Annotated in this window: 19 protein-coding genes and 1 pseudogene; 16 read left to right on the forward strand and 4 right to left on the reverse strand. The window is 41.4% G+C overall.

What is annotated here, in order from left to right; genetic code table 11:
- The first annotated feature begins 49 nt into the window (after window positions 1-49).
- The 8 genes from fliD (at window position 50) to ACSAJE_RS13535 (ending at window position 9,194) form a co-directional block, all read left to right on the forward strand.
- On the forward strand, window positions 50-2,158 hold the full coding sequence (fliD, locus tag ACSAJE_RS13500; protein ID WP_458009358.1) for a flagellar filament capping protein FliD: 2,109 nt from the start codon (window positions 50-52) through the stop codon (window positions 2,156-2,158).
- Between the two features lie 22 nt (window positions 2,159-2,180).
- Window positions 2,181-2,561, forward strand: coding sequence for a flagellar export chaperone FliS (gene fliS / locus ACSAJE_RS13505; RefSeq protein WP_022025252.1), 381 nt, complete (start codon window positions 2,181-2,183; stop codon window positions 2,559-2,561).
- Between the two features lie 87 nt (window positions 2,562-2,648).
- Window positions 2,649-3,134 carry a flagellar export chaperone FlgN gene (flgN, locus tag ACSAJE_RS13510; RefSeq protein ID WP_458009359.1) on the forward strand — a complete coding sequence of 162 codons (486 nt, stop codon included), beginning with the start codon at window positions 2,649-2,651 and terminating at the stop codon, window positions 3,132-3,134.
- A 407-nt stretch (window positions 3,135-3,541) separates the two neighbouring features.
- Entirely contained in the window at window positions 3,542-4,459 is a 918-nt protein-coding gene (pfkB, locus tag ACSAJE_RS13515; RefSeq protein WP_458009360.1) for a 1-phosphofructokinase, read from the forward strand.
- A gap of 24 nt (window positions 4,460-4,483) precedes the next feature.
- Window positions 4,484-6,379, forward strand: coding sequence for a PTS fructose transporter subunit IIABC (locus ACSAJE_RS13520; protein ID WP_458009361.1), 1,896 nt, complete (start codon window positions 4,484-4,486; stop codon window positions 6,377-6,379).
- Window positions 6,380-6,515: 136 nt separating this feature from the next.
- Window positions 6,516-6,773 carry an HPr family phosphocarrier protein gene (locus ACSAJE_RS13525; protein ID WP_458009362.1) on the forward strand — a complete coding sequence of 86 codons (258 nt, stop codon included), beginning with the start codon at window positions 6,516-6,518 and terminating at the stop codon, window positions 6,771-6,773.
- Window positions 6,774-6,804: 31 nt separating this feature from the next.
- Window positions 6,805-8,436, forward strand: coding sequence for a phosphoenolpyruvate--protein phosphotransferase (gene ptsP, locus ACSAJE_RS13530; RefSeq protein ID WP_458009363.1), 1,632 nt, complete (start codon window positions 6,805-6,807; stop codon window positions 8,434-8,436).
- Between the two features lie 17 nt (window positions 8,437-8,453).
- Window positions 8,454-9,194, forward strand: coding sequence for a DeoR/GlpR family DNA-binding transcription regulator (locus tag ACSAJE_RS13535; RefSeq protein ID WP_458009364.1), 741 nt, complete (start codon window positions 8,454-8,456; stop codon window positions 9,192-9,194).
- Between the two features lie 140 nt (window positions 9,195-9,334).
- On the opposite strand, the gene ACSAJE_RS13540 is transcribed toward ACSAJE_RS13535, so the two are convergent.
- Complete coding sequence (locus ACSAJE_RS13540) at window positions 9,335-10,231, reverse strand: helix-turn-helix domain-containing protein (protein WP_458009365.1); 897 nt, start codon at window positions 10,229-10,231, stop codon at window positions 9,335-9,337.
- A gap of 115 nt (window positions 10,232-10,346) precedes the next feature.
- Between ACSAJE_RS13540 and ACSAJE_RS13545 the strand changes: the two genes are divergently transcribed.
- Together ACSAJE_RS13545 and ACSAJE_RS13550 are read left to right on the forward strand one after the other, a co-directional pair.
- A complete protein-coding gene (locus ACSAJE_RS13545) occupies window positions 10,347-11,558 on the forward strand; it encodes an MFS transporter (protein WP_458009366.1) in 1,212 nt (403 codons plus the stop codon).
- Window positions 11,559-11,600: 42 nt separating this feature from the next.
- Window positions 11,601-12,200, forward strand: coding sequence for a DUF1349 domain-containing protein (locus tag ACSAJE_RS13550; protein WP_006856814.1), 600 nt, complete (start codon window positions 11,601-11,603; stop codon window positions 12,198-12,200).
- 165 nt (window positions 12,201-12,365) lie between these two features.
- Here the strand turns inward: ACSAJE_RS13550 and ACSAJE_RS13555 are convergent, their stop codons facing one another.
- Together ACSAJE_RS13555 and ACSAJE_RS13560 are read right to left on the reverse strand one after the other, a co-directional pair.
- Window positions 12,366-12,902, reverse strand: a complete 537-nt coding sequence (locus ACSAJE_RS13555) for a hypothetical protein (protein WP_458009367.1) — start codon at window positions 12,900-12,902, stop codon at window positions 12,366-12,368.
- Between the two features lie 320 nt (window positions 12,903-13,222).
- A pseudogene (locus ACSAJE_RS13560) lies at window positions 13,223-13,810 on the reverse strand (polysaccharide deacetylase family protein); the annotation flags it as partial.
- 122 nt (window positions 13,811-13,932) lie between these two features.
- On the opposite strand from ACSAJE_RS13560, the gene ACSAJE_RS13565 reads away from it, so the two are divergent.
- The 4 genes from ACSAJE_RS13565 (at window position 13,933) to ACSAJE_RS13580 (ending at window position 18,820) form a co-directional block, all read left to right on the forward strand.
- Window positions 13,933-15,099, forward strand: coding sequence for a glycerate kinase family protein (locus ACSAJE_RS13565; RefSeq protein ID WP_458009368.1), 1,167 nt, complete (start codon window positions 13,933-13,935; stop codon window positions 15,097-15,099).
- Window positions 15,096-16,889, forward strand: coding sequence for a DUF4080 domain-containing protein (locus ACSAJE_RS13570; protein WP_458009369.1), 1,794 nt, complete (start codon window positions 15,096-15,098; stop codon window positions 16,887-16,889). The genes ACSAJE_RS13565 and ACSAJE_RS13570 overlap by 4 nt, the downstream gene beginning before the upstream one ends.
- A 111-nt stretch (window positions 16,890-17,000) precedes the next feature.
- Window positions 17,001-17,696: an SDR family oxidoreductase gene (locus tag ACSAJE_RS13575; protein WP_458009370.1), complete on the forward strand. Its 696-nt coding sequence runs from the start codon at window positions 17,001-17,003 to the stop codon at window positions 17,694-17,696.
- Window positions 17,697-17,791: 95 nt separating this feature from the next.
- The gene (locus ACSAJE_RS13580; RefSeq protein ID WP_118506714.1) at window positions 17,792-18,820 is read left to right on the forward strand and encodes a YeiH family protein; all 1,029 of its coding nucleotides are present in this window, start codon (window positions 17,792-17,794) and stop codon (window positions 18,818-18,820) included.
- Between the two features lie 673 nt (window positions 18,821-19,493).
- Here the strand turns inward: ACSAJE_RS13580 and ACSAJE_RS13585 are convergent.
- Window positions 19,494-20,732 (reverse strand): recombinase family protein, encoded by a 1,239-nt coding sequence (locus tag ACSAJE_RS13585; RefSeq protein WP_458009371.1) that lies wholly within the window; start codon window positions 20,730-20,732, stop codon window positions 19,494-19,496.
- Between the two features lie 231 nt (window positions 20,733-20,963).
- Between ACSAJE_RS13585 and ACSAJE_RS13590 the strand changes: the two genes are divergently transcribed.
- Both ACSAJE_RS13590 and ACSAJE_RS13595 read left to right on the forward strand, forming a co-directional pair.
- Window positions 20,964-22,160 carry a polysaccharide deacetylase family protein gene (locus ACSAJE_RS13590; RefSeq protein ID WP_458009372.1) on the forward strand — a complete coding sequence of 399 codons (1,197 nt, stop codon included), beginning with the start codon at window positions 20,964-20,966 and terminating at the stop codon, window positions 22,158-22,160.
- Window positions 22,161-23,440: 1,280 nt separating this feature from the next.
- On the forward strand, window positions 23,441-24,319 hold the full coding sequence (locus ACSAJE_RS13595; protein ID WP_022024268.1) for a substrate-binding domain-containing protein: 879 nt from the start codon (window positions 23,441-23,443) through the stop codon (window positions 24,317-24,319).
- Window positions 24,320-24,402 lie beyond the last annotated feature (83 nt).

The following is a 24,402-nucleotide window of genomic DNA, read 5'->3' on the forward strand; positions in this document are numbered from 1 at the left end:
AGTGCGGTTATGTCGGCGATATATAGGCACTTAGAAAGGTGAGGATATTATGGCGATTAGAATGTCAGGTATGATTTCCGGTTTGGATACGGAATCGATTGTAAAGTCTTTGATGGAGACACAGCAAGCTAAGAAGACCAAGATAGAGTCTAAGAAGCAGAAATTAGAGTGGAAACAGGAGATTTGGTCCGGTCTGAATACGAAAATGTATAGCTTTTATAAAGATTATGCCGGTAAGCTTCGTTTTCAGTCTAATTATCAGACGAAGAAAGCAACATCTTCCGATTCAACGAAAGTGACAGTATCTGCAAATAGCAGTGCGACAAAAGGTACCTATCGCGTCAATGTGAAGAGTCTTGCAGCGGCACAGTATGTTACAAGTGCCAAGATTTCTTCTTATGAGACTACTAATGATCAGGGTGAGAAGATTACAAACAAGGTTACTTCTTCCACAAAACTTTCTGATCTTGGCATGACGGCTGATGGCACGAAGCAGATTCAGATCAAGACGGCAGATCAGACAGTCAGCATGACGGTAAATGCAGATACTACGATTAGTGATTTTGTTGATAATTTGAAATCGGCAGGCTTAAATGCATCTTTTGATGAGGGGCAGGGCAGATTCTTCATCGGTGCAAAGGATAGTGGTTTAGATCAAAAGTTTGAGATCAAGATGATGGCATTTACGCAGGAGCAGTTAAATGCGCAACAGACTGTCAACAATGCCGTAAAATATGATAGTTTGACAGCAGCACAGAAGAATAGTGTGCTGGACGTATTAGATAGTATACAAAATGACACATCTTCGGATAAGATTGATTCGGCAGTTGCCTCTCTGATGGAAGTATCGGATGCACAGGCAAAATCTGAGGTGACCGGATATTACCGTAACCAGATTGTTACAGAATTGGAAACAAAATATTTCAAAAAAGATGAAAATGGCAATAATGTGATAACGGACGATGCCAAACAGGCATTGATCAACGCCGGGAAGCTAGAAGAAAAAGATGATGCGTCACATACACAAGAAGAGCTAGTCACATTAGCAAAACAATATATACAGGAAAATGCGGATAGTCAGATTGCCGGAGACGATTATCAGAGTAAGATTACGGAGGCGTTGACCAATGGTCTCAGTAATGATGAGATTACGATCCAGTCAGAAGAAACCCGTAAACAGACGATCACTGATGCAGTAACTGACTATGCAGCAGCTATGGCAAAAGGGGCCGGGGTCGAGACGGGATCCTCAGCAGAACTGCAGAAGATTGGTTTGGATACGATTGACGGTTCGGCAGTGCAGGAATCTGCTTCCGGTGTCGGCATGGTTGTTGTTGCAGCGGCAGATTCTGTAGTACAGGTAAATGGTGCAACATTGACGAGTTCCAAGACTTCTTTGAATGTAAATGGCTTATCCTTAGATCTTATGGATGTGACAGACGGAGAAGTGTCTATTACCGTTTCTGATGATACCGATGCGGTATACGATTCGATCAAAGAGTTTGTGACACAGTATAATTCGATTCTGAAAGAAATGAATACATTGTATAATGCGAAATCGGCGAGAAACTATGATGTGTTGACTGATGATCAGAAGGATGCGATGTCTGATGAAGAGGTAGAGAAATGGAATACAAAGATTAAGGATTCTTTGCTTCGTCGTGACAGCACTCTTGATGGACTTATTACAACGATGAGAAGTATTACCGGTAAATCGATCACTGCTTCGAACGGGAAGAAGTATTCTTTGGCAAATCTTGGTATTACTACAGGAACAGATTATAAAGAGTATGGTCAGCTTCATATTAAAGGAGATGAGGATGATTCGGTTTACTCTGATTCAACGAATACGCTGCAGGATCTTTTGAAAGAAGATCCGGACGTTGTGGCAGAAGTGATGGCAGGGCTTACCAACAACTTGTATGATGCATTAAATGAAAAGATGAAATCGACAACGATGAGCAGTGCTTTGACGTTCTATAACGATAAGGAAATGACAAAGCAGATGACTCAATATAAGAAAGATATTAAGAGTTGGGAAACAAAATTGCAGACGATGGAAGACCATTATTATAAACAGTTTTCAGCGATGGAAAAAGCATTGGCAAGCTTGAATTCACAGCAGTCATCCTTGTCAAGTTATCTTGGCAGCAACTAATACATGGAGGTAGATAAGAGGAATGGCAACATATAACAAGGCAGCAATGCAGTATCAGCGTAATGCGATTCAGACGGCATCACCGGCTAAGTTGACATTGATGTTGTATGATGGTGCGATCAAGTTCGCTAATATGGCGATTGAGGCAATCGATAAAGGCGATATTGAGAAAGCGAATAATAATATTATTAAAGTTCAAAATATTATTGTAGAGTTTCGTTCAACGCTTGATATGAAGTATCCGGTGGCGAAGGATTTTGAGGTCGTCTATGATTATATTTACCGTCGCTTGGTTGAGGCTAATGTCAAAAAAGACAAAGCAGTGTTAGAAGATGCGCTGCACCATATTAAGACAATGCGTGAGACGTGGAAAGAGGTAATGCGTATTAATAATGTGGTATGATCGATAGTGCAGAACAGATGTCAGAGGCATTGCTTTCTGAGCACAAGGTTATATAGAGTAACGGCATAGTGAAGTAGGAGAGTATTGATGGAGACGGCAACAGTATATTTATCCGCGTTGCAGGAATCGCTGCAAAAGAAACAACGGATCATGGAAGAACTGTTTACATTGACGCAACAACAAAGCGAAGTTTTGCAACAGGAAAACATGGACATAGATGTTTTTGAACAATTAATGGCACAGAAAGAAAAAGCGCTGGGAGAAATCAATATTCTGGATAAAGGGTTTGATAGTGTATATCACAAAGTCAGCCCATATCTTGAGCAAGATAAGCAGAGTTATCGCAGTGCAATCTTGGAAATGCAGAATTTGATCCGTGTCATTACTGATTGCGGTGTTAAGATCGAGGGGTTGGAACGCAGAAATCGGGAAGTGTTTCAACGGTATCTGTTGAAACAGCGCCAAGAGATTGGTAATTCCAGAGCGAGCAGCCGAACGGCAGTATCGTATTATCAGAATATGCCAAACCAACATCATGCTTGGCAGTCATATTTTTTGGATAAAAAGAAATAATAAGAAGACAACCTTTATGGTAAATAGAGGTTGTCTTTTTGTATTAACGCAACCTTTCAGCTCTAAATCGTACTCTCAGCTCTTATAATAAAGAGAGATTACAGAAGCAAACTAACCATCATGAAAATAATGACCGATAATGAACGAGTATGAGTGAAATAGAATGAATAATGGTTCGAATTATTTTGCTAATATGGCAAAACCGGCATAAAACACACGAAATATCTAGAAGAATGAAAAAAATAAGAGTAGTATTGTGCAATCTGCACAAAAAACAGTATGAAGATTTGTGATTGATTATGATTGATTATGAAAGAGTATGCGGTTATAATAAAATTATCATAAAGCAAATGATCGATCAGGCAAAGAAGAAAATAAATAGCTGAAGACAGCGGAAAGGAAGTTGTATGGTATATACAGTAACATTTAATCCATCAGTGGATTACATTGTGTCGGTGAACGATTTTGAACTGGGAATGACCAATCGCACTGCATCCGAACTGATGTTGCCGGGTGGCAAAGGAATTAATGTTTCTATTGTCCTTGGAAATCTCGGGATTGCGAACATAGCACTGGGATTCATGGCCGGTTTTACAGGAGACGAGATTGTGCGAATGTTGGAACAGGCAGGAGTTCAGTCGGATTTCATCAAACTTGAGCATGGTATATCACGTATCAATCTGAAATTAAAGAACATTGATGGAACAGAGATCAATGGACAAGGACCGGATATCGGACAACAGCAGATTGATCAGCTGATGGGTAAACTTGATCAGCTCAATACAGATGATGTGCTTGTTTTGGCAGGAAGTATTCCAAGCTCGATGCCGGATGATATTTATCAGCAGATCTTGAAACGTTTGTCTGATAAAAATATGACAATCGCAGTTGATGCCACTAAAGATTTGCTGCTAAATGTATTAGAATATCATCCGTTTTTGATCAAACCGAATCATCATGAATTGGGTGAGATCTTTGGGGTAACATTGTCAGAGTGGAGTGATGTTATTCCATATGCAAAGAAGCTACAGGAACGTGGAGCTAAAAATGTATTAGTTTCTATGGGTGGTAAAGGGGCAGTTCTTATTGCAGAGAATGGGCAGATCATTGCAGGAGAATCCTCTAAGGGCGTAGTCAAAAACACTGTGGGAGCGGGAGATTCCATGGTTGCAGGCTTTATGGCTGGCTGGATGCAGAAGAGAGATTACGAACATGCATTCCGTATGGGCCTTGCCAGTGGAGGTGCCAGCGCTTGCTCTGAAAATTTGGCAACAAGACAGGAAATTGAAACGGAATATGAAAAAACCGCAGTGCATTATTTATAATGTATGGGAAGGAAAGGTGATCATATGAGAATTACAGATTTATTAGACAAAAACAGCATTTGTCTGGATGCTTCGCCAGCGGACAAGACAGAGGCATTGAATCAGATTGTGTCACTTATGGGCAAAAGTGGTAAGATCAATGATATTGAAGCTTACCGCAAGCAGGTTTTTCTTCGTGAAGAGGAGAGCACGACCGGAATTGGTGAGGGCATTGCGATTCCACATGGTAAATGCGATGCAGTTACAAAGCCGGGACTTGCAGCAATGGTAGTCAAGGATGGTGTTGATTTTGATTCTTTGGACGGCGAACCGGTAACGTTACTATTTTTGATCGCAGCACCAAACACAGAGGACAATGTCCATTTGGATGTACTTAGCAAATTATCAGTGCTTATGATGGATGAGGATTTTTCAGAATCACTCCGCAATGCTAAGACAGTCGATGAGTTTTTGAACATTATCGACAAGGCAGACGATGAGAAACCGGACATTGATGAAAGGTTAGAGACAGCTCAGGCAGCAAAGGTGTTGGCCGTTACTTCCTGTCCGACAGGAATCGCACATACGTATATGGCGGCTGAAGGCTTGGAGAAAGCAGCAAAAGCAGCAGGGATTGCCATTAAGATCGAGACACGCGGATCCGGTGGTGCTAAGAATGTGTTGACACAGCAGGAAATTGACGATGCGGACTGTATTATTGTAGCAGCAGATGCACAGGTGCCAATGGAGCGTTTTGATGGTAAGCGTGTGATAGAATGTCAGGTTTCAGATGGAATTAACAAGGCAGATCAGTTGATCGAGAGAGCAACGTCTGGAGATGCTCCGCTATATCATGCAGCAAATGCTCCGGCCCGCAGCGAGAATGCAAAATCCGGTGGCAGTATTGGACATCAGATCTATACACAACTTATGAATGGTGTATCACATATGCTTCCATTTGTCGTTGGAGGCGGTATTCTTATAGCATTAGCATTTCTGATCGATGGTTTGTCAGTCGATATGAATTCCTTATCTGTTGCGGATCGTGGAAATTTTGGTACGATCACACCGGTTGCTGCAACATTAAAGGGAATTGGTGATATTGCCTTTGGCTTGATGCTTCCGGTATTAGCAGGATTTATCGCCATGGCGATCGGAGACAGACCGGCATTAGCACTGGGATTCGTCGGTGGAATGATGGCACACAATGGAACCAGCGGATTTTTGGGAGCGTTAGCCGCAGGATTTTTGGCAGGTTACGTGATCAAGGCGCTGCGCGTAGTTTGCGAAAAGATGCCGGAAGCATTGGAAAAACTTGCACCGGTATTGATCTATCCGGTTGTTGGTATTTTGGTGACTGGATTAGCAATGAACTTCGTTGTTGAGCCGGTCATGGGTACGATCAATACAGCATTAAATAGTGGTTTGAAAGGAATGGGAGATTCCAGCCGTATCCTGCTTGGCCTGGTACTTGGTGGAATGATGGCGATCGACATGGGTGGTCCATTCAACAAGGCAGCCTATGTTTTCGGTACTGCGGCAATCGCAGCAGGTAACTACGATATTATGGCAGCCGTAATGATCGGTGGTATGACACCGCCTTGTGCAATTGCGTTAGCAACGTTACTCTTCAAGGATAAATTTACGAAAGAGGAAAGAGAAGCAGGACCTACAAACTTTATTATGGGACTGGCTTTTATTACAGAAGGTGCCATTCCATTTGCCGCATCGGATCCACTTCGTGTACTTCCTTCCTGCATCATCGGAAGTGCTGTGGCAGGCGGAATCAGTATGGCGTTCAAGTGTACGCTGATGGCACCACATGGTGGAATCTTCGTATTCCCGGTAGTGGGACATGCTTGGATGTACCTCGTAGCTTTGGTGATCGGAACAGTGATTTCTGCATTGCTCTTGGGAATCTTAAAGAAGAAAGTGGCTTGAGCGATATAAAGTATAAGAACTTGAAACACGATATATTTAATAATAAGTATCTCATGAAGAAATGGCGGATATGCGTCTTAGCACACTTGGCGCATATTCGTCCTAACAGTAACAGTGTGCAGAATGGAGGATTATCATGAAGGAATTTAAGTATACGATCACAGACCCGGAAGGAATTCACGCACGTCCGGCAGGAGAACTCGTTAAAGTTTGCAAAGAATTTGCATGTAAGATCACATTGATGAAGGATGGAAAAACGGCAGACTGTAAAAAGATCTTTGGCTTGATGGGTCTTGCTGTCAAGAAGGAACAGGAAGTTGTTGTTACATTTGATGGAGAAGATGAAGATGCAGCATATACCAAGGTAAGTGCATTCTTGGAAGAAAATATGTAGTCATCGTTCAGTTGCGAGAGGAGGGTGCGTTGTGGAACAATATCAAGGCAAAAGTGTATTTGGCGGCGTTGCAATTGGACGGATTCACATTTTTAGTAAAGGACAACAGCAGGTAAAACGTATCAAAGTACAGGATACAGAGGCAGAAAAAAAGCGTTATCGCGAGGCGGTTCAGACAGCAATTACGGAATTGCAGGGATTGTATGATAAGGCACTTAAAGAAGTTGGAGAAGCCAATGCAGCAATTTTTGAGATGCATCAGATGATGCTGGAAGACGAAGATTTTACAGAATCGGTTGAAAATATTATTGATAGTCAGTCTGTAAATGCAGAGTATGCCGTAGCATCAACCGGTGATAACTTTGCCCAGATGTTTGCATCTATGGATGATGAATACATGCGTGGAAGGGCAGCAGATGTTAAAGATATTTCCGAACGTCTGGTTTCTGTTTTGAATGGTGCGAGCAGACAGCAGATGGATGCAGACGAACCGGTGATTGTAATGGCAGTCGATCTGGCACCTTCTGAGACGGTACAGATGGACAAAGACAAGGTGCTCTCCTTTGTAACAACGCAGGGATCCGTCAATTCGCATACAGCAATTTTGGCTAGAACGATGAGCATTCCGGCACTGATCGGTGTGGATATGCCGTTAGATGCAGAATTGGAGGGCAAATTTGCCATTGTTGATGGTGATAACGGAACGGTTTATATTGATCCAAGTGAAGACGTGCTTGCACAGATGCAGGAAAAGAAGGAGCAGGCGGAGGAAAAGAAGCAGCTTTTACAGCAGCTTAAAGGCAAAGAAACCATTACAAAGGATGGCAAAAAGATCAAGTTGTATGCTAACATTGGCAACAGCAAGGATCTTGCGATGGTATTGCAAAATGATGCCGAGGGAATTGGCTTATTCCGCAGTGAGTTTTTATACTTGGAAAAAGAAGATTATCCGACGGAAAACGAACAGTTTATGGTATACAAGATGGTTGCTGAGACAATGGCTGGTAAGCAGGTAATTATCCGTACATTAGATATTGGTGCGGACAAGCAGTGTGATTATTTTAACATGGATCCGGAAGACAATCCGGCGCTTGGTTATCGTGCGATCCGAATCTGTCTGACCAGACCGGAAGTGTTCAAAACACAACTTCGTGCCTTGTATCGCGCCAGCGCATTTGGTAATATATCTATAATGTATCCAATGATCACCAGTGTGTGGGAAGTAAAGCAGATCAAAAAGATTGTGGAAGAGGTTAAAGAGGAACTTCGAGCACAGAATATTGAATTTGGCGAGGTTGCGCAAGGCATTATGATTGAAACGCCGGCAGCTGTTATGATCAGTAGAGAACTTGCGAAAGAAGTCGATTTCTTCAGTATCGGAACCAATGATCTGACCCAGTATACACTTGCGATTGACCGACAAAATCCGAAGCTGGATGATTTTTATGATGCACATCATCCTGCAGTTTTGAAAATGATCCATATGGTTGCTCAGAATGCACATGCTGAGGGCATTTGGGCCGGTATCTGTGGTGAGCTTGGTGCAGATTTAGAATTGACAGAACAATTTTTGCAAATGGGAATCGATGAGTTGTCGGTATCTCCGGGAAGAATTTTGCCAATTCGCAAGATAGTCCGCGAGAGTGAATGTGGATGTGAGTAAACCAGGAGGCAGCGATAATGCTTACAGAAGAAAGATACAATATCATATTAGAACTTTTACGTGAAAAACGCAGTGTGACGGTAGCTGAGATCAAAGATAGACTTGGAATATCAGAGTCAACGATTCGGCGTGATCTGAATGCATTGGCACAAGAAGGAAAATTAACCAAAGTATTTGGTGGTGCGGTTGCGCCGGATAATGTTTCCAATGGAATAGAGTTGTCCGTTCCCCAGAAATTGCAGGTCAATGAGCGGGAAAAAAGGCTCATCGCCGGTTACGCAGCAGCGATGATAAAGCCACATGACTTTGTGTATTTGGATGCAGGAACGACAACCGGATATATGTTGGAGTATCCGCTGGAGACCAGTGCAACCTTTGTTACCAATGCAGTAAGTCATGCCAGAAAGCTGGCAGTAGCCGGATATCGTGTGCTGTTGGTTGGCGGAGAACTTCGTGGTACAACGGAAGCGGTTGTTGGTGCACAGGCGGTGTTATCACTTCAGGAGTATCATTTCACTGTTGGATTTTTTGGAACGAACGGATTGAGCAGAAGACAGGGTTATACAACGCCGGATGGCAGCGAAGCGCTAGTTAAAAAGACCGCGCTTCGTCAATGTGCGAAGGCTTATGTCTTAGCAGATCGTGCAAAATTTGATGAAGTCAGTTCTGTGACATTTGCTGCCTATAGTGATGCACAGATTATTACGGATTCCATACCGGATCATTACAAAAAATATGGTAATATAATACAGGTTTAGGGGACGCCCTAAACCTGTATTTATCTTCTGAACATTGTAAATATGATGTATAAAAAGTATATTGTCAGCATAATTGATACAGATAATATAACGAAAAACAACATCATCTCCAAATATTGTATGATTACAGAAAGTAGAAATTAAGAAATTTTCTCTGTTTTCTTCTTTCTGTATTCATTTGGACTCATATGATAATATTGTCTAAACTTCCGGCAGAAATAGCCGGAACTTGTAAATCCGGTTTCTTCTGCAATGGAAGAAACCAATTTTTGAGTGATATAAAGTTGTTCAGCAGCCTGTGCTAGTCTGTATTGAATTAGATATGCTACCGGAGAACAGTGGATGCCGGTTTGAAAAATGTGTAAAGCTCCACTTTTGCTGATAGATGCCGATGCCGCAATCGTCTCCAATGTAATCTCTTCCATGTAGTGATCATGAATATACTGCATCATAGCTTGTAATCTTGCTTGTTTGTGATTTAATCGATGAATACTGTTAGAATCAGAAGTCCAGTCCATATTTTTTTGCAAAATGTTCCAAAGCTGAAATAAAAGCTGTATAGTACATAATTCATTATCTGGCTTAGTTTCCTGAATAGTACAAATTTGCGACAAAAGTTGTAGCATCTGTTTTCCAAATGTGTTGGATGGACTGAAAACTTGATATGGAACAGACGAACTTATCACAGGAAGAATATATTTTTCGTAAATGAGGCTGTTTTCGGGTGCTAATAGAGTTGGCGAAAAAACAATATTAGGTGCAAATGTACTGCTTTGTGCTTCAAAACGATGCAGGACACCACTATTGATAAATATGCCGCAACCTTTATGTAGTTCTATTTTACTTGTCCCTATAAGGCAGAGCGCGGTACCTTCAGCAACATAAAGAAATTCTAATTCATGATGCCAATGCCAGTCAATGCGATGGAAGTCAAATTTCCAAATATTATCAGGATAGTATGCAAATGGATAACGATTGCTGCCATGCTGGATGGTTTCTCGTAGTGTTTCATCTGTAATTATCTTAAAAGTCTCCATGGTATGTTTCTCCATAAATAATAAAATTTGTTATATTGTACCATAAATATATGATTTTATACAATGACTAGATATAAAATTTACGATATAATTACATTTGTTAGAGGAGGACAAAATGAAAAGCCAATATAATAAGACAATTACAGCCTGTTTGGTAGGTTATATTGTACAAGCTATCGTTAATAATTTTGCACCACTGCTTTTTTTGTTTTTTCAGAAATGCTATCACATTCCAATTTCCCAAATTACATTGTTAGTGACTTTTAATTTTGGGATACAACTACTGGTTGATTTTCTTTCTGTCAGATTAGTTGATAAAATAGGATATCGGATAGCAATGATTATAGCTCATGTTTTAGCAGCGGCAGGATTATTCCTTCTTACAGTTTTACCGGAGATTTTACCAGTTTCCTTTATTGGAATATTGATTGCTGTAATGATCTATGCGGTAGGTGGTGGACTTTTGGAAGTCCTAGTCAGTCCGGTTGTTGAGGCTTGCCCATCCGACAATAAGGAAAAAGCAATGAGCCTGTTGCATTCTTTTTATTGCTGGGGACACGCCGGAGTTGTACTCATATCAACAGTGTTCTTTTATGTAGTCGGTATAGATAACTGGAAAATATTAGCCATTATTTGGGCGGTTATTCCAATTGGAAATGCTTTTGTTTTTTCAAAGGTTCCCATTGCATCATTGCTTGAGGATGGAGATACCGGACTTGGATTAAAGGAATTGTTTCGGATGAAAATTTTTTGGATTTTGTTGATTATGATGATATGTGCAGGAGCAAGTGAGCAAGCAGTAAGTCAATGGGCCTCTGCTTTTGCAGAAAAAGGTCTTGGAATTTCAAAGGCAGCCGGCGACTTAGCAGGGCCGATGGCATTTGCGGTTCTAATGGGAATATCAAGATTGTTTTATGGTAAGTATGGTGACCGCATCAATTTGGAACACTTTATGATTTATAGTAGTTTTTTATGTATTTTATCCTATTTAGGGATTTCATTATTCTCGATTCCGCTATTAAATCTGATTGCCTGCGCTGTCTGTGGGCTTTCAGTGGGAATCATGTGGCCTGGAACTTTCAGCAAGGCATCAGCAGCTTTGCCCAAAGGGGGAACAGCCATGTTTGCATTGCTGGCATTAGGTGGAGATATAGGTTGTTCAGGAGGTCCTACATTGGTTGGAATGGTATCAGGAGCTTTTGGGGATAACCTAAAGATGGGAATTTTGGCAGGAATTATTTTTCCAATGTTGTTACTTATAGGAGTCATTCTTTGCAGAAGACAAAAGAAAATTACTAATTATAATACAGTGAAAAGTAGGCACTAAATATAGCTGCTTATTAAAATAAAAAAGAAAGTGAGAAAAAAGATGGAATTTTTGAAAAACAATCCTAAATGGATACGTCAACCAAAGCAGGTACAAATTAGTGAGGATAAAGTTGTAATTCTTACAGAAAGGGGTACCGACTTATGGGCACGCACTTATTATGGTTTTCAAAATGATAATGCTCCAGTATTTCAAGTTGAAACAACGGACAAGTACTTTTCTTTTATTGTTAAAACAGAATTCGAGAGTACCTGTCGTTTTGACCAGTGTGGTGTGGCTATGTATTTAAATAGTGATAATTGGTTTAAGGCATCTATAGAATATGAGAATGAAAAAATACAGCGATTGGGAAGCGTTGTAACCAATCATGGATATTCTGACTGGGCAACAACAGACATATCCTCTGATATTAAAAGTATGTGGTATCGTTTTTCACGAAGGGACAGTGACTACTGTATTGAATGCAGTGAGGATGGCATAAATTTCAGACAAATGCGTATTTTCCATATGTGGGAAGGTGCAGAAAAAATTACTTATGGAATATATGCATGCAGCCCGACAGAAGGCTCGTATAAGGCAACATTTTCAAATATGCAGATTACGGAATGTAAATGGGAATCAGATGCAGACTGGCGTGATTGAATAAAAACCTTCAAACTGAGTAATGTTATCTTACATCAGTTTGAAGGTTTACACAAACTTTGGGACACTCCCGTATTTAATGGAAAATTTCTATTGTTAGCGTAACATCGCCATCATATTTAGAGAGTGCTCTTTCTTGTGGCATATTATTAGAAAATTGTTCTACTATGCCTGGTATTCTTGTACCATTTTTATGACTTTACCGTTTTTGATCGTGATCTTAGCAGCGGTTCCCCAATACCAAATAACACCATTTTCTTTATAACGCTTATAACTGTATAGGCGTTTTTGGAATTTCTTTTTTGTGGTCTTTTTGACGGTGTGTATATCGTTTCCAAGTATATAGTATTTGCAATTTTTGGCAACTTTGATCGACTGTTTTTTGCCATAACCGACTATATTTTCCCATTCCCAGTCACTGTTGCCCTTAAGATTCGTATTCATAGTGGACTTGTGATACTTTAAGGTCGTGCCATTTAATTTCGCAACGGTAATATGTTTGGTCTTTGTCTTTTTGGAAACTTTTTTGGTTTTGCTTTTCGCAAAAGACTTTGTTACAGCGGTGTCTGTATATGTGTCGGTGTATTGTGTGTTTGTTTTCGTCGTATATGCAGCAGCATCTGCTGTCTTTGTCAAAGATGCAGTAAAGGATCCGGTTAGAGCAAGTGCTGCTGTTAACGTGATTGCGATTAGTTTTTTCATAAGTGTCCTCCAATCTCTAATATGAGATGCCTCCAATCTGAGCGCCGCGCAGTAAGTATACATGTGATCCGTTGATCGACCGCGTGCGCTCATAAAGCAATGCCCCTCATGTTACAATGTGTTTGTGTTGAACTTCTGTAACACTAAAGTTACAGATAACTTATATCATTTTTTTGAAATGTAAACAAGTGCATTTGTGTTACAATTTCTATAAATAATTGTTACATTACTTGAAAATCAGATTAGTTTCCTGAAGATTATTAAAAAGGTGGACTGCCATACATAGCAATCCACCCATATAATTACCACACTTTTTTTGGCTATTTGATGTGTTGCTGGCGGCCCTCGGGATTGATATCATAGTGATCTTTGTAGATCAGATCCGACATTTTAACCAAAGTAAAGCCTTTGGACTGTAGGCCATCGATCAACTGTTCCAAAGCCTCGGCAGTATATTTAGCACCGTTATGACAGAGAATGATGGAACCGTTTCCGAGATGCTTATGATCTAAAACGGTATGAAGAATAGAATCTACGCCGTAATCCTTCCAATCCAAACTGTCTACATCCCACTGGATGGGTGAGTAGCCACATTCTCGGACGGTTGTGATGAGAGTATCATTGTAATCCCCATATGGGGGACGAAATACTTTCATGTCAATACCAGTGAGTTTCTTGACTTTTTCATGCGGAGTCATAAGTTCCTTCTTACATTCTTCTGAGGAAAGAGTTGACATTTGCTTGTGATTTTCACTGTGGTTGCCAAGTTCATGACCGGCGGCAGCGATTGCCTTGACATCATCGGGGTATTGTTCGATCCAGCCTCCCGTCATAAAAAAGGTGACGTGAACCTTTTTCTTTTTGAGGATCGAGAGAATTTTGCGGGTATCTTCATTCCCCCAGGGAGCGGGGAGCTAAGAGAACCTCTTTACAGAACACAGGGCATCTTCTATACTGAAGAGTATGCATCATATCTTTATTACACATAAAGTCATGATAGTTGATATTTGGCTAAAATATGGAGGATTCGATGAATCAGACAAATTATAATATTATTATCGCAACAGATTCCTTCAAAGGAAGTATGACTTCTTATGAGGCTGGAGATGCGATCGCGACAGCAATAAAAGAACAGACTCCAAGTCGGGTGACAGTTTATCCGGTGGCAGATGGTGGAGAAGGCACAACAGAGGCATTATCGTTTGGAAGGGCGGCGGTTTTACTTCAATGCATTACGGTAACCGGACCACTCGGCGAAAAAGTACAAGCAAAGTATACCATTTTCGGGACAGGAGAAGAAAAAACGGCTATCCTAGAAATGGCACAGGCGGCAGGACTTACGTTAGTACCAGTATCACAGAGAAATCCACTTAAAACGACAACGTATGGGGTCGGAGAAATGATATTGGATGCAGTGCGTAAGGGATGCAAAAAACTGATCGTAGGAATTGGCGGAAGTGCAACAAACGATGTTGGTATTGGAATGTTACAAGCACTTGGAGCGAGCTTTACAGATATAAATGACCAAGAAGTATCATATGGTGCAGAGGGGATAGAAAACATTGCCGCAATGGACACAACAGGTATTCTGAAAAAACTAAAAGATGTAGATATCAAGGTGATCTGCGATGTTAATAATCCTCTCGTAGGAGACGAGGGCTGCAGTACTGTCTTTGCACCACAAAAAGGTGCTGACCTGCAAATGGTACAGAGGATGGAACAGGCAATCACAAGGTTTGCAGATCTCTTTGCAAAAGACTATGATCGCTGGATGGCGGGGGCGGGAGCAGCCGGAGGACTTGGCTATGCTTTTGCATATTTTTTGCACGCAGAGCTGGTGCATGGGATTGATATTGTGCTGCAGGAAATTCATCTGGAAGAAGCGGTGCGTACTGCTGATCTGGTGATCACGGGCGAGGGCAGAATGGATGCTCAGACTTTAATGGGGAAAACTCCGGCTGGGGTTGCCAGACTAGCGAAGAAATATGCTGTTCCGGTCATTGCTTATGCAGGCTGTTTTGGTGATGGGATCGAGCAGTGCACAGAAAGTGGATTATTTGATCGGGTTTATGCAGTTACAGAACAAGAAGGAGCATTCGATCCACAAATGGCTGTCCGCGATTTAGGACAGACAGTCCGAGAAACAATGTCCGAATGGATCCACATGATAGATACAAAGAAAGGAGCCAATGAATGAAAGTGTTATTAGTGGCGGTCAATGCCAAATATATTCATTCGAATCTGGCAGTATATGACTTGAAAGCCTATACGGAGAACATACCGGTAGAAGTAGAGCTGGCAGAATATACGATCAATCAGCAGCAGGAAGAGATCCTTCGGGATATTTATGAACACAAAGCAGATGTAGTCGCTTTTTCCTGCTATATTTGGAATATTACTTATGTCAAGGCATTAGCGGAAGAATTACATAAAATAGATCCGCAGGTACAGATCTGGTTTGGTGGTCCGGAAGCTTCTTATGATGCAAAACAATTGCTTCGGGAATTATCTTATGTAGAATTAGTGATCGTTGGTGAAGGAGAGGAAACCTTTGCACAGCTATTGCAAAAGCATTTGTTAGATAAAGAACGATTAGAGAATATCGTTGGCATCTGTTATCGAGAGAATACGGGGGAAATCTGTGACAACGGTATTCGTGAGTACCTTCCGATGGATAAGATCCCTTTTGTTTATCACAATTTGGATCGGTTTGCACATAAGATCCTGTACTATGAGACAAGCAGGGGATGCCCATTTCGCTGTAGTTACTGTCTGTCTTCTATCGACAAAAGAGTACGGCTTCGCAGTTTGTCTTTGGTATTTCCGGAGTTGCAGTTTTTCTTAGACCATAAGGTGGATCAGGTCAAATTTGTGGACAGGACATTTAATTGCAATCATGAACATGCCTATGAGATATGGAAATATTTATTAGAGCATGATAATGGGATCACCAATTTTCATTTTGAAGTGGCAGCAGACCTGCTTCGAGAAGAAGATTTTGCGTTGTTTGCACAGATGCGTAAAGGATTGATCCAGTTAGAGATCGGTATTCAATCTACTTATCCGGATACGATCACAGAGATACGTCGTGTCATGGACGTAGGCAAAGTGGCAGAGTGTGTGGCGAGAGTCAAAAAGATGCATAATATTCATCAACATCTGGATCTTATTGCAGGGTTGCCGTTTGAGACATTTGCACAGTTTCAGCAGAGCTTTAATGATGTATATGCAATGCGCCCGGATCAGTTGCAGCTTGGTTTTTTGAAGGTGCTTAAGGGTTCCTATATGGAAGAAAAGAAAGAGGATTACGGGATCATTTCGACCAGCGAGCCACCTTATGAGGTGCTTGCAACAAAATGGCTTTCTTATGAAGAACGTTCTTTGCTCAAAGATGTAGAAGAAATGGTCGAGGTATACTATAATAGCGGACAATTCATGCATACGTTGGAGTATCTTCTTGCAGGACGCGAAGACACGTTTTCGTTTTATTTGCAATTATCCCGGTATTACCGACAGAGGGAGTGGATGGGATATAAGCATACGAGACTGTTTCGATATGATGCATTACGAGCATTTGTGTCGGACGGTCTACAACGGAATATGACAGCTGAACCGGAAAATATCAGCGAAAGTGATCCTAAAAGATCAGTGCGGAAAGACACAGTTTGTGCGAAGTTTGAAGAGGAACTTCTGTCCGAATATTTACTGCACGATCTGTATTTGACGGAAAACAGTAAGAAAAGACCGGATTGGGCTTGTGATGACACAGAAACAAAGCAACGGTTAAAACAGATCAGAGATCCGCGATGGAGAGCGCAGCATCTAAAACAGGAACAGGCAGGACAAATTGAAAAAATACTGGCTAATCGGACAGATCTGCATTTGGAATACTATCCAAAGATGTGCGGTGGATATTTATTATATGACTACAGTCAGAGAGATCCGCTGACCAATGAGGCAAAAGTATACGAAATTACCATGTCCTAAATATGGGACAAGTGGGAATTGAATGCTATGTGCATTGATTGAAGATGTTGTTATAATCAAAAGGTATTGACAGGAGAAAAAGAATACCAGACATAGAAAGGGATAAAAGTAATGAATGGTAATCAAAAGAAAGCTGCAATTGTAACCGGAGCTTCTTCCGGCATTGGAAAAGCGATTGCAGAAATGCTTGTTTCGTTAGGATATGAAGTTTTTGGATTTGGCAGAGAGTTTACGGCAGAAGTATCTTTTCATCCGGTCGTTTGTGACCTGTTGGATACCGAGGAGTTAGAACGGCATATCAAGCAGATCCGTAAGCAATATGAAATTTATATCTTGATCAATAATGCAGGGATTGGTTATTATGGACTGCATGAGGAGTTAAATGCTGCAAAGATCAAGCAGATGGTGCGAACAAATCTGGAACTGCCGCTGCTTCTTAGTAATTTGTTACTCCGTGATCTGAAGAAATCAAAAGGATATTTATTGCAGATCTCCTCAGTCACCGCATTAAAAAACAGTCCGCACGGTTGCGCTTACGGTGCTACAAAAGCCGGACTTACGGCTTTTTCCAGAAGTTTATTTGACGAGGCAAGAAAATATGGAGTCAAGGTAACTGTGATCCACCCGGATATGACACAGACAAAGCTGTACCGAAATGCGGACTTTACAGCAGCAGAAGATCTGCAGGCATCACTCCTGCCGGAAGATGTCGCTGAGGCAGTACGCACGGTGCTGGCTGCCAGAGATGGTATGGTAATACCGGAATTGACGGTGTGCCCACAATTGCACCGTATTTCAAAAAAATGATGAATGCTTCTGTGAAGCAAAATGACGATACACATGATAATTTTTAATGTGCGAGGTTTGAGTGGATTAAAATAACGATAGAAAGGATGAATATTATGGAATTTGTAAAAAAGAATGGAAAAGGAATCTTATTTTGTCTTATGATTGCAGTACCTTGTCAGCTGCTTGGCAAGCAATTTCCGATTGTGGGAGGAGCGGTCTTTGCAATTTTGGCAGGAATGCTCATAACATTATTTGTGAAAGATAAGACTAATCTGCAGTCAGGTATTACGTTTGTTTCTAAAAAAATATTGCAGTGGGCAGTGATCCTGCTTGGTTTTGGACTCAATCTGTCTGTTGTGCTGCAGACAGGTAAACAGTCTTTGCCGATCATTGTTATGACGATCACAACATCGCTGGTTATCGCATTTGTTTTGTGCAAAGTATTACGCATTCCAGGGAAGATCTCAACGCTCATCGGAGTTGGATCTTCTATTTGTGGTGGTTCTGCAATTGCAGCAACTGCTCCGGTTATTGATGCAGATGATGAGGAGGTTGCGCAGGCGATTTCCGTTATCTTTTTCTTTAATGTCATTGCTGCATTAACATTTCCGGTGCTTGGTTCGCTGCTGCATTTTTGCACCACAAACGGTGAGGCGTTTGGTATTTTTGCAGGAACGGCAGTCAACGATACTTCATCCGTAACGGCAACAGCATCCACATGGGATTCTATGTGGCATTTAGGCAGTGCGACTTTGGACAAAGCAGTAACGGTTAAGCTGACGAGAACGCTAGCGATCATCCCGATCACACTTGTTTTGGCGCTGGTTCGTACGAAGAAGAGTGGAGCCGAAGGGAAAAAGGTTCATTTCAAGAAAGTATTTCCAATCTTTATATTGTACTTTATCGGGGCATCTTTGATTACAACAATCGCTGTAAATGCAGGCGTTTCGGCAGATGTATTTACTCCGTTAAAAGAACTTAGTAAATTTTTTATCGTGCTTGCTATGGCAGCAATCGGATTAAATACCAATATCATCAAATTAATCAAAACGGGTGGTAAGCCGCTTGCATTGGGATTTTGCTGCTGGGTCGGCATTGCAGGAATGAGTCTGTTGATGCAGCATGTGCTTGGCTTGTGGTAATAGTAATGAATTCAAACTTCGCACATCCGAAGCTGCCACCTGGTCACATATTGCTTATTATGTCGATAGTTTAATTATATTTTGCAGCCACCATATTGTGGGTTCTGCCATGAAGAAACTATAGCAATTGCCTTGCCGCAATTAGTTTTCAGTTGATAGGAAATTGCTGTTATGTAGCGTGACATCGCCAAGAATTGCTTTAGCAATTCTTGTAGAGCAAAACGCGGTTTTGCTCTTTTTCACAGTGATTTCTAGATTTTGTTGTCTCTGATGTATGATTTACATGCCTTACGGAAACTCGAAGTCCCGGAAGCAAGGTAATCATCATTTTTGAAAGGGACTTTGCGCTCGTCGTTACTTATGTCTCGTATTTCAGAGACATTAAGTAACGTGACGTAGCGCATCGTAGCGAAAGCGTCCCGTCCAAAAATTGATGATACCTTGCTAAACCGGGACATCTCAGACACTCCTTCAGGCATGTATTCATCAGAGACTTAACAAAATAAGAAATCACGTAAAAACTCTGCGTTCTGCGGCAATTGTCTTAGTTTCTTGACGACAGAATAATTTACATTATTGGCTGCAAAATAGCTATTATTTTACTTACATAATAAGCAATATGTGACAACATGGTAATTATTGCTGTGCGAAGTTTGAGTAATGAATAAGAAATTTAATTTAAATAAGAGATATCTGCGGAACCATCTTCATGAATTGTGATCTGACGGATCACAGAACACACGAGGGCACGGTTTAGCGAGCTTTCAGCGGGCAGAGGAATGCCATGTGCTTCAAGGTCGTTTCGTACAGCATTAGTAAGAGCAGTTTCACATACCGAATGTGAAGTGCATCCCCGCAGACCAAGCCGGTTATAGGTACCGCATCGAAAACGAACGGTACCGTTGCGGCATATACGGACCATGCTCCCACCACAGTCTGCACAGTGAAGCAACCCGGCAAAAAGATGCACGTGTCGTTTCTGTGGTTGTCTTGGCGCATGTGACAACAGAGTGTTCACTCGGTCGAACAGTTCCGAAGACACGATTGCCGGGTGCGTTGCCTCTACCGTGATCCATTGTTCCGGAGGCAGGGGGAGTGCCTTTTTACTGCAGACTTGACGAAAAGAACGGTTTTGTACCATATTCCCGGTGTAGACCGGGTTGCGGAGAATGTTGCGCACGCTGCTGTATGTCCAGCCATTTCCGGGGCGTACGTTGGCATTGTGATAGGCCATTTCGTGCATTTGTTTGTAAAGAGAGGGACAGGGAATCTGCTCCTCATTTAATCGTTTCGCAATTTGTGATGCACCTATGCCGGACAGGTATTCGCAGAAGATTCGGCGGACGATCGCAGCGGCCGGCTCATCGATCAGCAATTTGTTATGATTGGATGGGGACTTGCGGTAGCCATACGCGGCAAACGCACCAATAAATTGTCCGGCGCACTGCTTAGCGCGAAATGTCGAGCGTACCTTTGCGCTGATGTCCCGTGGATAAAATCCATTAAACATATTTTTGAGATCGATCATCATATCTTTACTCGTATCAATGTCAAAAAAATCTTTATCTACAGCATCATCAATAGCAATAAAGCGCACTTTGTGCGCTGGAAAATATTCATGGACATAATGACTTGTTTTAACATTATTTCTTCCCAATCGCGACAGATCTTTCACCAAAACACCGCATATATGACCAGCTTCAATGTCTTGCAGCAGACGCAGAAAAGCCGGGCGGTCGTAGTTGGTCCCAGTGTAACCGTCGTCAATATACCAGCTGTACGGTGTCAGTTCCGGGTGCGTCTTAGCATACTCGGAAAGCTTCAATTTTTGGTGCACGACACTTAAACTTTCTGCGCGGTCACCGTCCTCGCGGCTCAGTCTTATGTAAAACGCCCAACGGTTCTTTCTCATAAGGATCCTCATTTCCGAAAGCTCTTTAGGAGCTTGTTGATGATTAGTATTACTATATGACAGGCGGCTGCAGCAAATACATAGATATATGTAAATAATTACATTAATTTCATGGATTTTATTCGAAATATGGTGTATGCTAGAACAGATGCGAATGAAAAGCATAATGGCTGCGTGTGTTATAGAACACATCAAAGAGCCAAGAGATATCAGTACATAGGAGGTTTGAGAATGATGAAAAAATGGATAAAAATGGGGTTGATGGCGGTGCTTGTGAGCTCGCTTTGCGTCAGCATGACAGCTTGTAAGAGCGACAAAAAGGCGAACAATTCTGCCGTTCAAAAGGAAAAAGCTGTGAAAAACAACACAGACGCAGACAAGCAGAAGACATATACGCTGTTTTTGGGAGAGCAGTATGAGCTGGAGAAAAAAGAAAAAGCGGAATATGTGATCGCAGATACCTCAGTAGCCTCTGTGTCACCGGAGGGGATTGTCCACGCTTGCAAAGCAGGAAAAACGACGCTTACTGTGACTAAGGATGGCAAAAAGAGCAGCAGTGCATTAAAGATCAAAAAGCGCGGCATGGTGTATCCGACATTTACGATGATGAAAGGTGAGAAGTTACCGATCCTTTTTAGTAATAAAGAAGGCGGTGTCAGCTGGACAAGTGCAGATGAAACGATCGCCACCGTTGATGCAGATGGTGTTGTTACCGGTAAAAAGGTTGGCACGACAACGATCTACGGAAAGGGCGCAGAGCACACATATCGTTGTGATCTGACAGTCAACAAAAAGATTAAAAATATTGTGTATCTGACCTTTGATGACGGACCAAATCGTTATACGACACCGAAGGTTTTAGATATTCTAAAGGAAAATAATGTCAAGGCAACCTTTTTTGAGTTGAAACCGGCGAAAAAAGATTTTGATCTGACGAAACGCGTGATCGACGAGGGACATACCCTTGCTATGCATGGTTATCAGCATAAATATAACATCGTTTACAAGTCCAAGAAAGTGTACAAGCAAAATTTGGATAAGCTTCGCAATCTTTTCTTTAAGAAATACGGTGTTTGGTGTACGTTAAGCCGTTTTCCGGGAGGAAGTTCTAATACGGTCAGCCGATATAATCCGGGAATTATGACGAGAATCACCAAGGATATTGCCAGCTGGGGTTATCATTATTTTGATTGGAATGTTGCTTCCTGCGACTCGGACACGGCTAAAAATGCAAATGATGTGTATCGCAACGTGACTACAGGACTGATAAAAGGTCGGGGAAATGTTGTGTTAATGCATGATTTTTATAAGAATGATAAGATGCTTGGAGCATTAGATAAGATCATCAAATATGGTAAAAAGCATGGTTATACATTCCTGCCGCTGACGGCAAGTACGACGGAAGTGCATCATAAAGTGAACAATTAATATAGAAATGACGATGCTTTTTAGTCAGCATGTGGAAGAAGTGGGGCGGCACAAAGACAGTGTTCAATGAGCGATACGCTCCCCACGCAGCGTCAAATGACAATGCGACAACCGGTTTTTTGGTATCAACGCAATAAATCGGCAGTTCCTTGTTATGTATCAAACTGTTTGACATGACAGATTTATCTGCAGGCATTTTTTTCTGGCTGTACACGATTGCCAGACTTGCGATCAGAATAACAGAAAGTGTAAAAAATCCGGTCTCGATAAAGGATCGGATTTTTTGCTGTTCTTGTCGGAAATATTCTTCATCTAATTTCATAATCATCTAACATCCTTTCCTACTACAATATAGTTACTCAAACTTCGCACATCAAAAATTATCATGTTGTCACATATTGCTTATTATGTCAGTAAGACAATAACTAATTTGCAGCCAATAACGTAAATTATTTTGCCATCAAGAAACTAAGACAATTGCCGTAGAGCGCAGTGTTTTTACGTAATTTCTTGTTTTGTTAGGTCTCTGATGAATACATGCCTGAAGGAGTGTCTGAGATGTCCCGGTTTAGCAAGGTATCATCCATTTTTGGACGGGACGCTTTCGCTACGATGCGCTACGTCACGTTACTTAATGTCTCTGAAATACGAGACATAAGTAACGACGAGCGCAAAGTCCCTTTCAAAAATGATGAATACCTTGCTTCCGGGACTTCGAGTTTCCGTAAGGCATGTAAATCATACATCAGAGACAACAAAATCTAGAAATCACTGTGAAAAAGAGCAAAACCAGCGTTTTGCTCTACAAGAATTGCTAAAGCAATTCTTGGCGATGTCACGCTACATAACAGCAATTTCCTATCATCTGAAAACTAATTGCGGCAAGGCAATTGCTATAGTTTCTTCATGGCAGAACTCACAATATGGTGGCTGCAAAATATAATGAAACTATCGACATAATAAGCAATATGTGACTAGATGGCAGCTTCGGATGTGCGAAGTTTGAAATAGTTATAGTTAATCTCCTATTAATATATTACGCATACAGATTATTCTCTCTTCATGTATATGGAAGTTCCTGCTTAGATAGAACTTCTAGAGGCGCGAAGTTCGGATTACATACATTTTACATAAATTTTAGGTGTGGCAGATTTCAGACTTTACATTGGCACAGTATCCTATTAACCGTAAACAAAATTTAGCCGCACATCTGAAAGAAGCAGATGGAAAACACGGTTAAGAGTGACCGTGTGGAGGGAAGAGAAAAGGAGATTATTAAAATGAGAGCAAAGAAATTATTAGCAGTAGGATTGAGTGTATTATGTGTAGCAAGCTTGGTGACAGGCTGTGGCAGCAAAAAGGGTGACAAAGCAGCAGGTGGATCCAAACCGATTTCTGTTGTAACCAGAGAAGATGGTTCCGGTACCAGAGGCGCTTTCATCGAGCTGTTCGGTATTGAACAGGAAGAGGGTGGCAAGAAAGTAGATAAGACCACAGCAAGTGCTTCCGTATCACAGAGTACAGAGGTTATGATGACAACAGTAGCCGGAGATGAATATGCGATCGGTTATACATCACTTGGTGCATTAAACGATAAGGTAAAGGCATTGAAAGTTGATGGCGTGGAAGCAACAGCAGAGAACGTAAAAAGCGGTACATACAAGATTTCCCGTCCTTTCAACATTGCTACCAAAAAAGATGTCAGCGAAGCAGCACAGGATTTCATCAATTACATCATGAGTGCTGATGGACAGAAAGTAGTAGAAGACAATGGTTACATCGCAGTTTCCGAAAATGCAGCATTCAAAAGCAATGGTGCGAAAGGTAAGATCGTCGTTGCCGGTTCTTCTTCAGTAACACCGGTTATGGAAAAATTAGCAGAGGCATATCAGAAAGTAAACACAGGTGCACAGGTGGAAGTTCAGCAGAGTGATTCTACAACAGGTATGACTTCTGCAGCAGAGGGAACTTGTGATATCGGTATGGCATCCCGTGACTTGAAGGACAGTGAGACACAGGCAGGTCTTACTCCAACCGCAATCGCATTAGATGGTGTCGCAGTAATCGTAAATAACAAAAATTCCTTAGAGGATATTTCCTCCGATGCCGTTAAGAACATTTACACAGGTACAACAACAGACTGGGCAGATGTGAAATAAGGAATCCTGACAGGTATACCTGCACATAGATAATGTGTGCAGACAGCCGACCACAGACTTTGGGATGGGAAAGGAATGAGGAT

The sequence above is a fragment of the Jutongia sp. SJQ-6 genome, assembly GCF_054161275.1.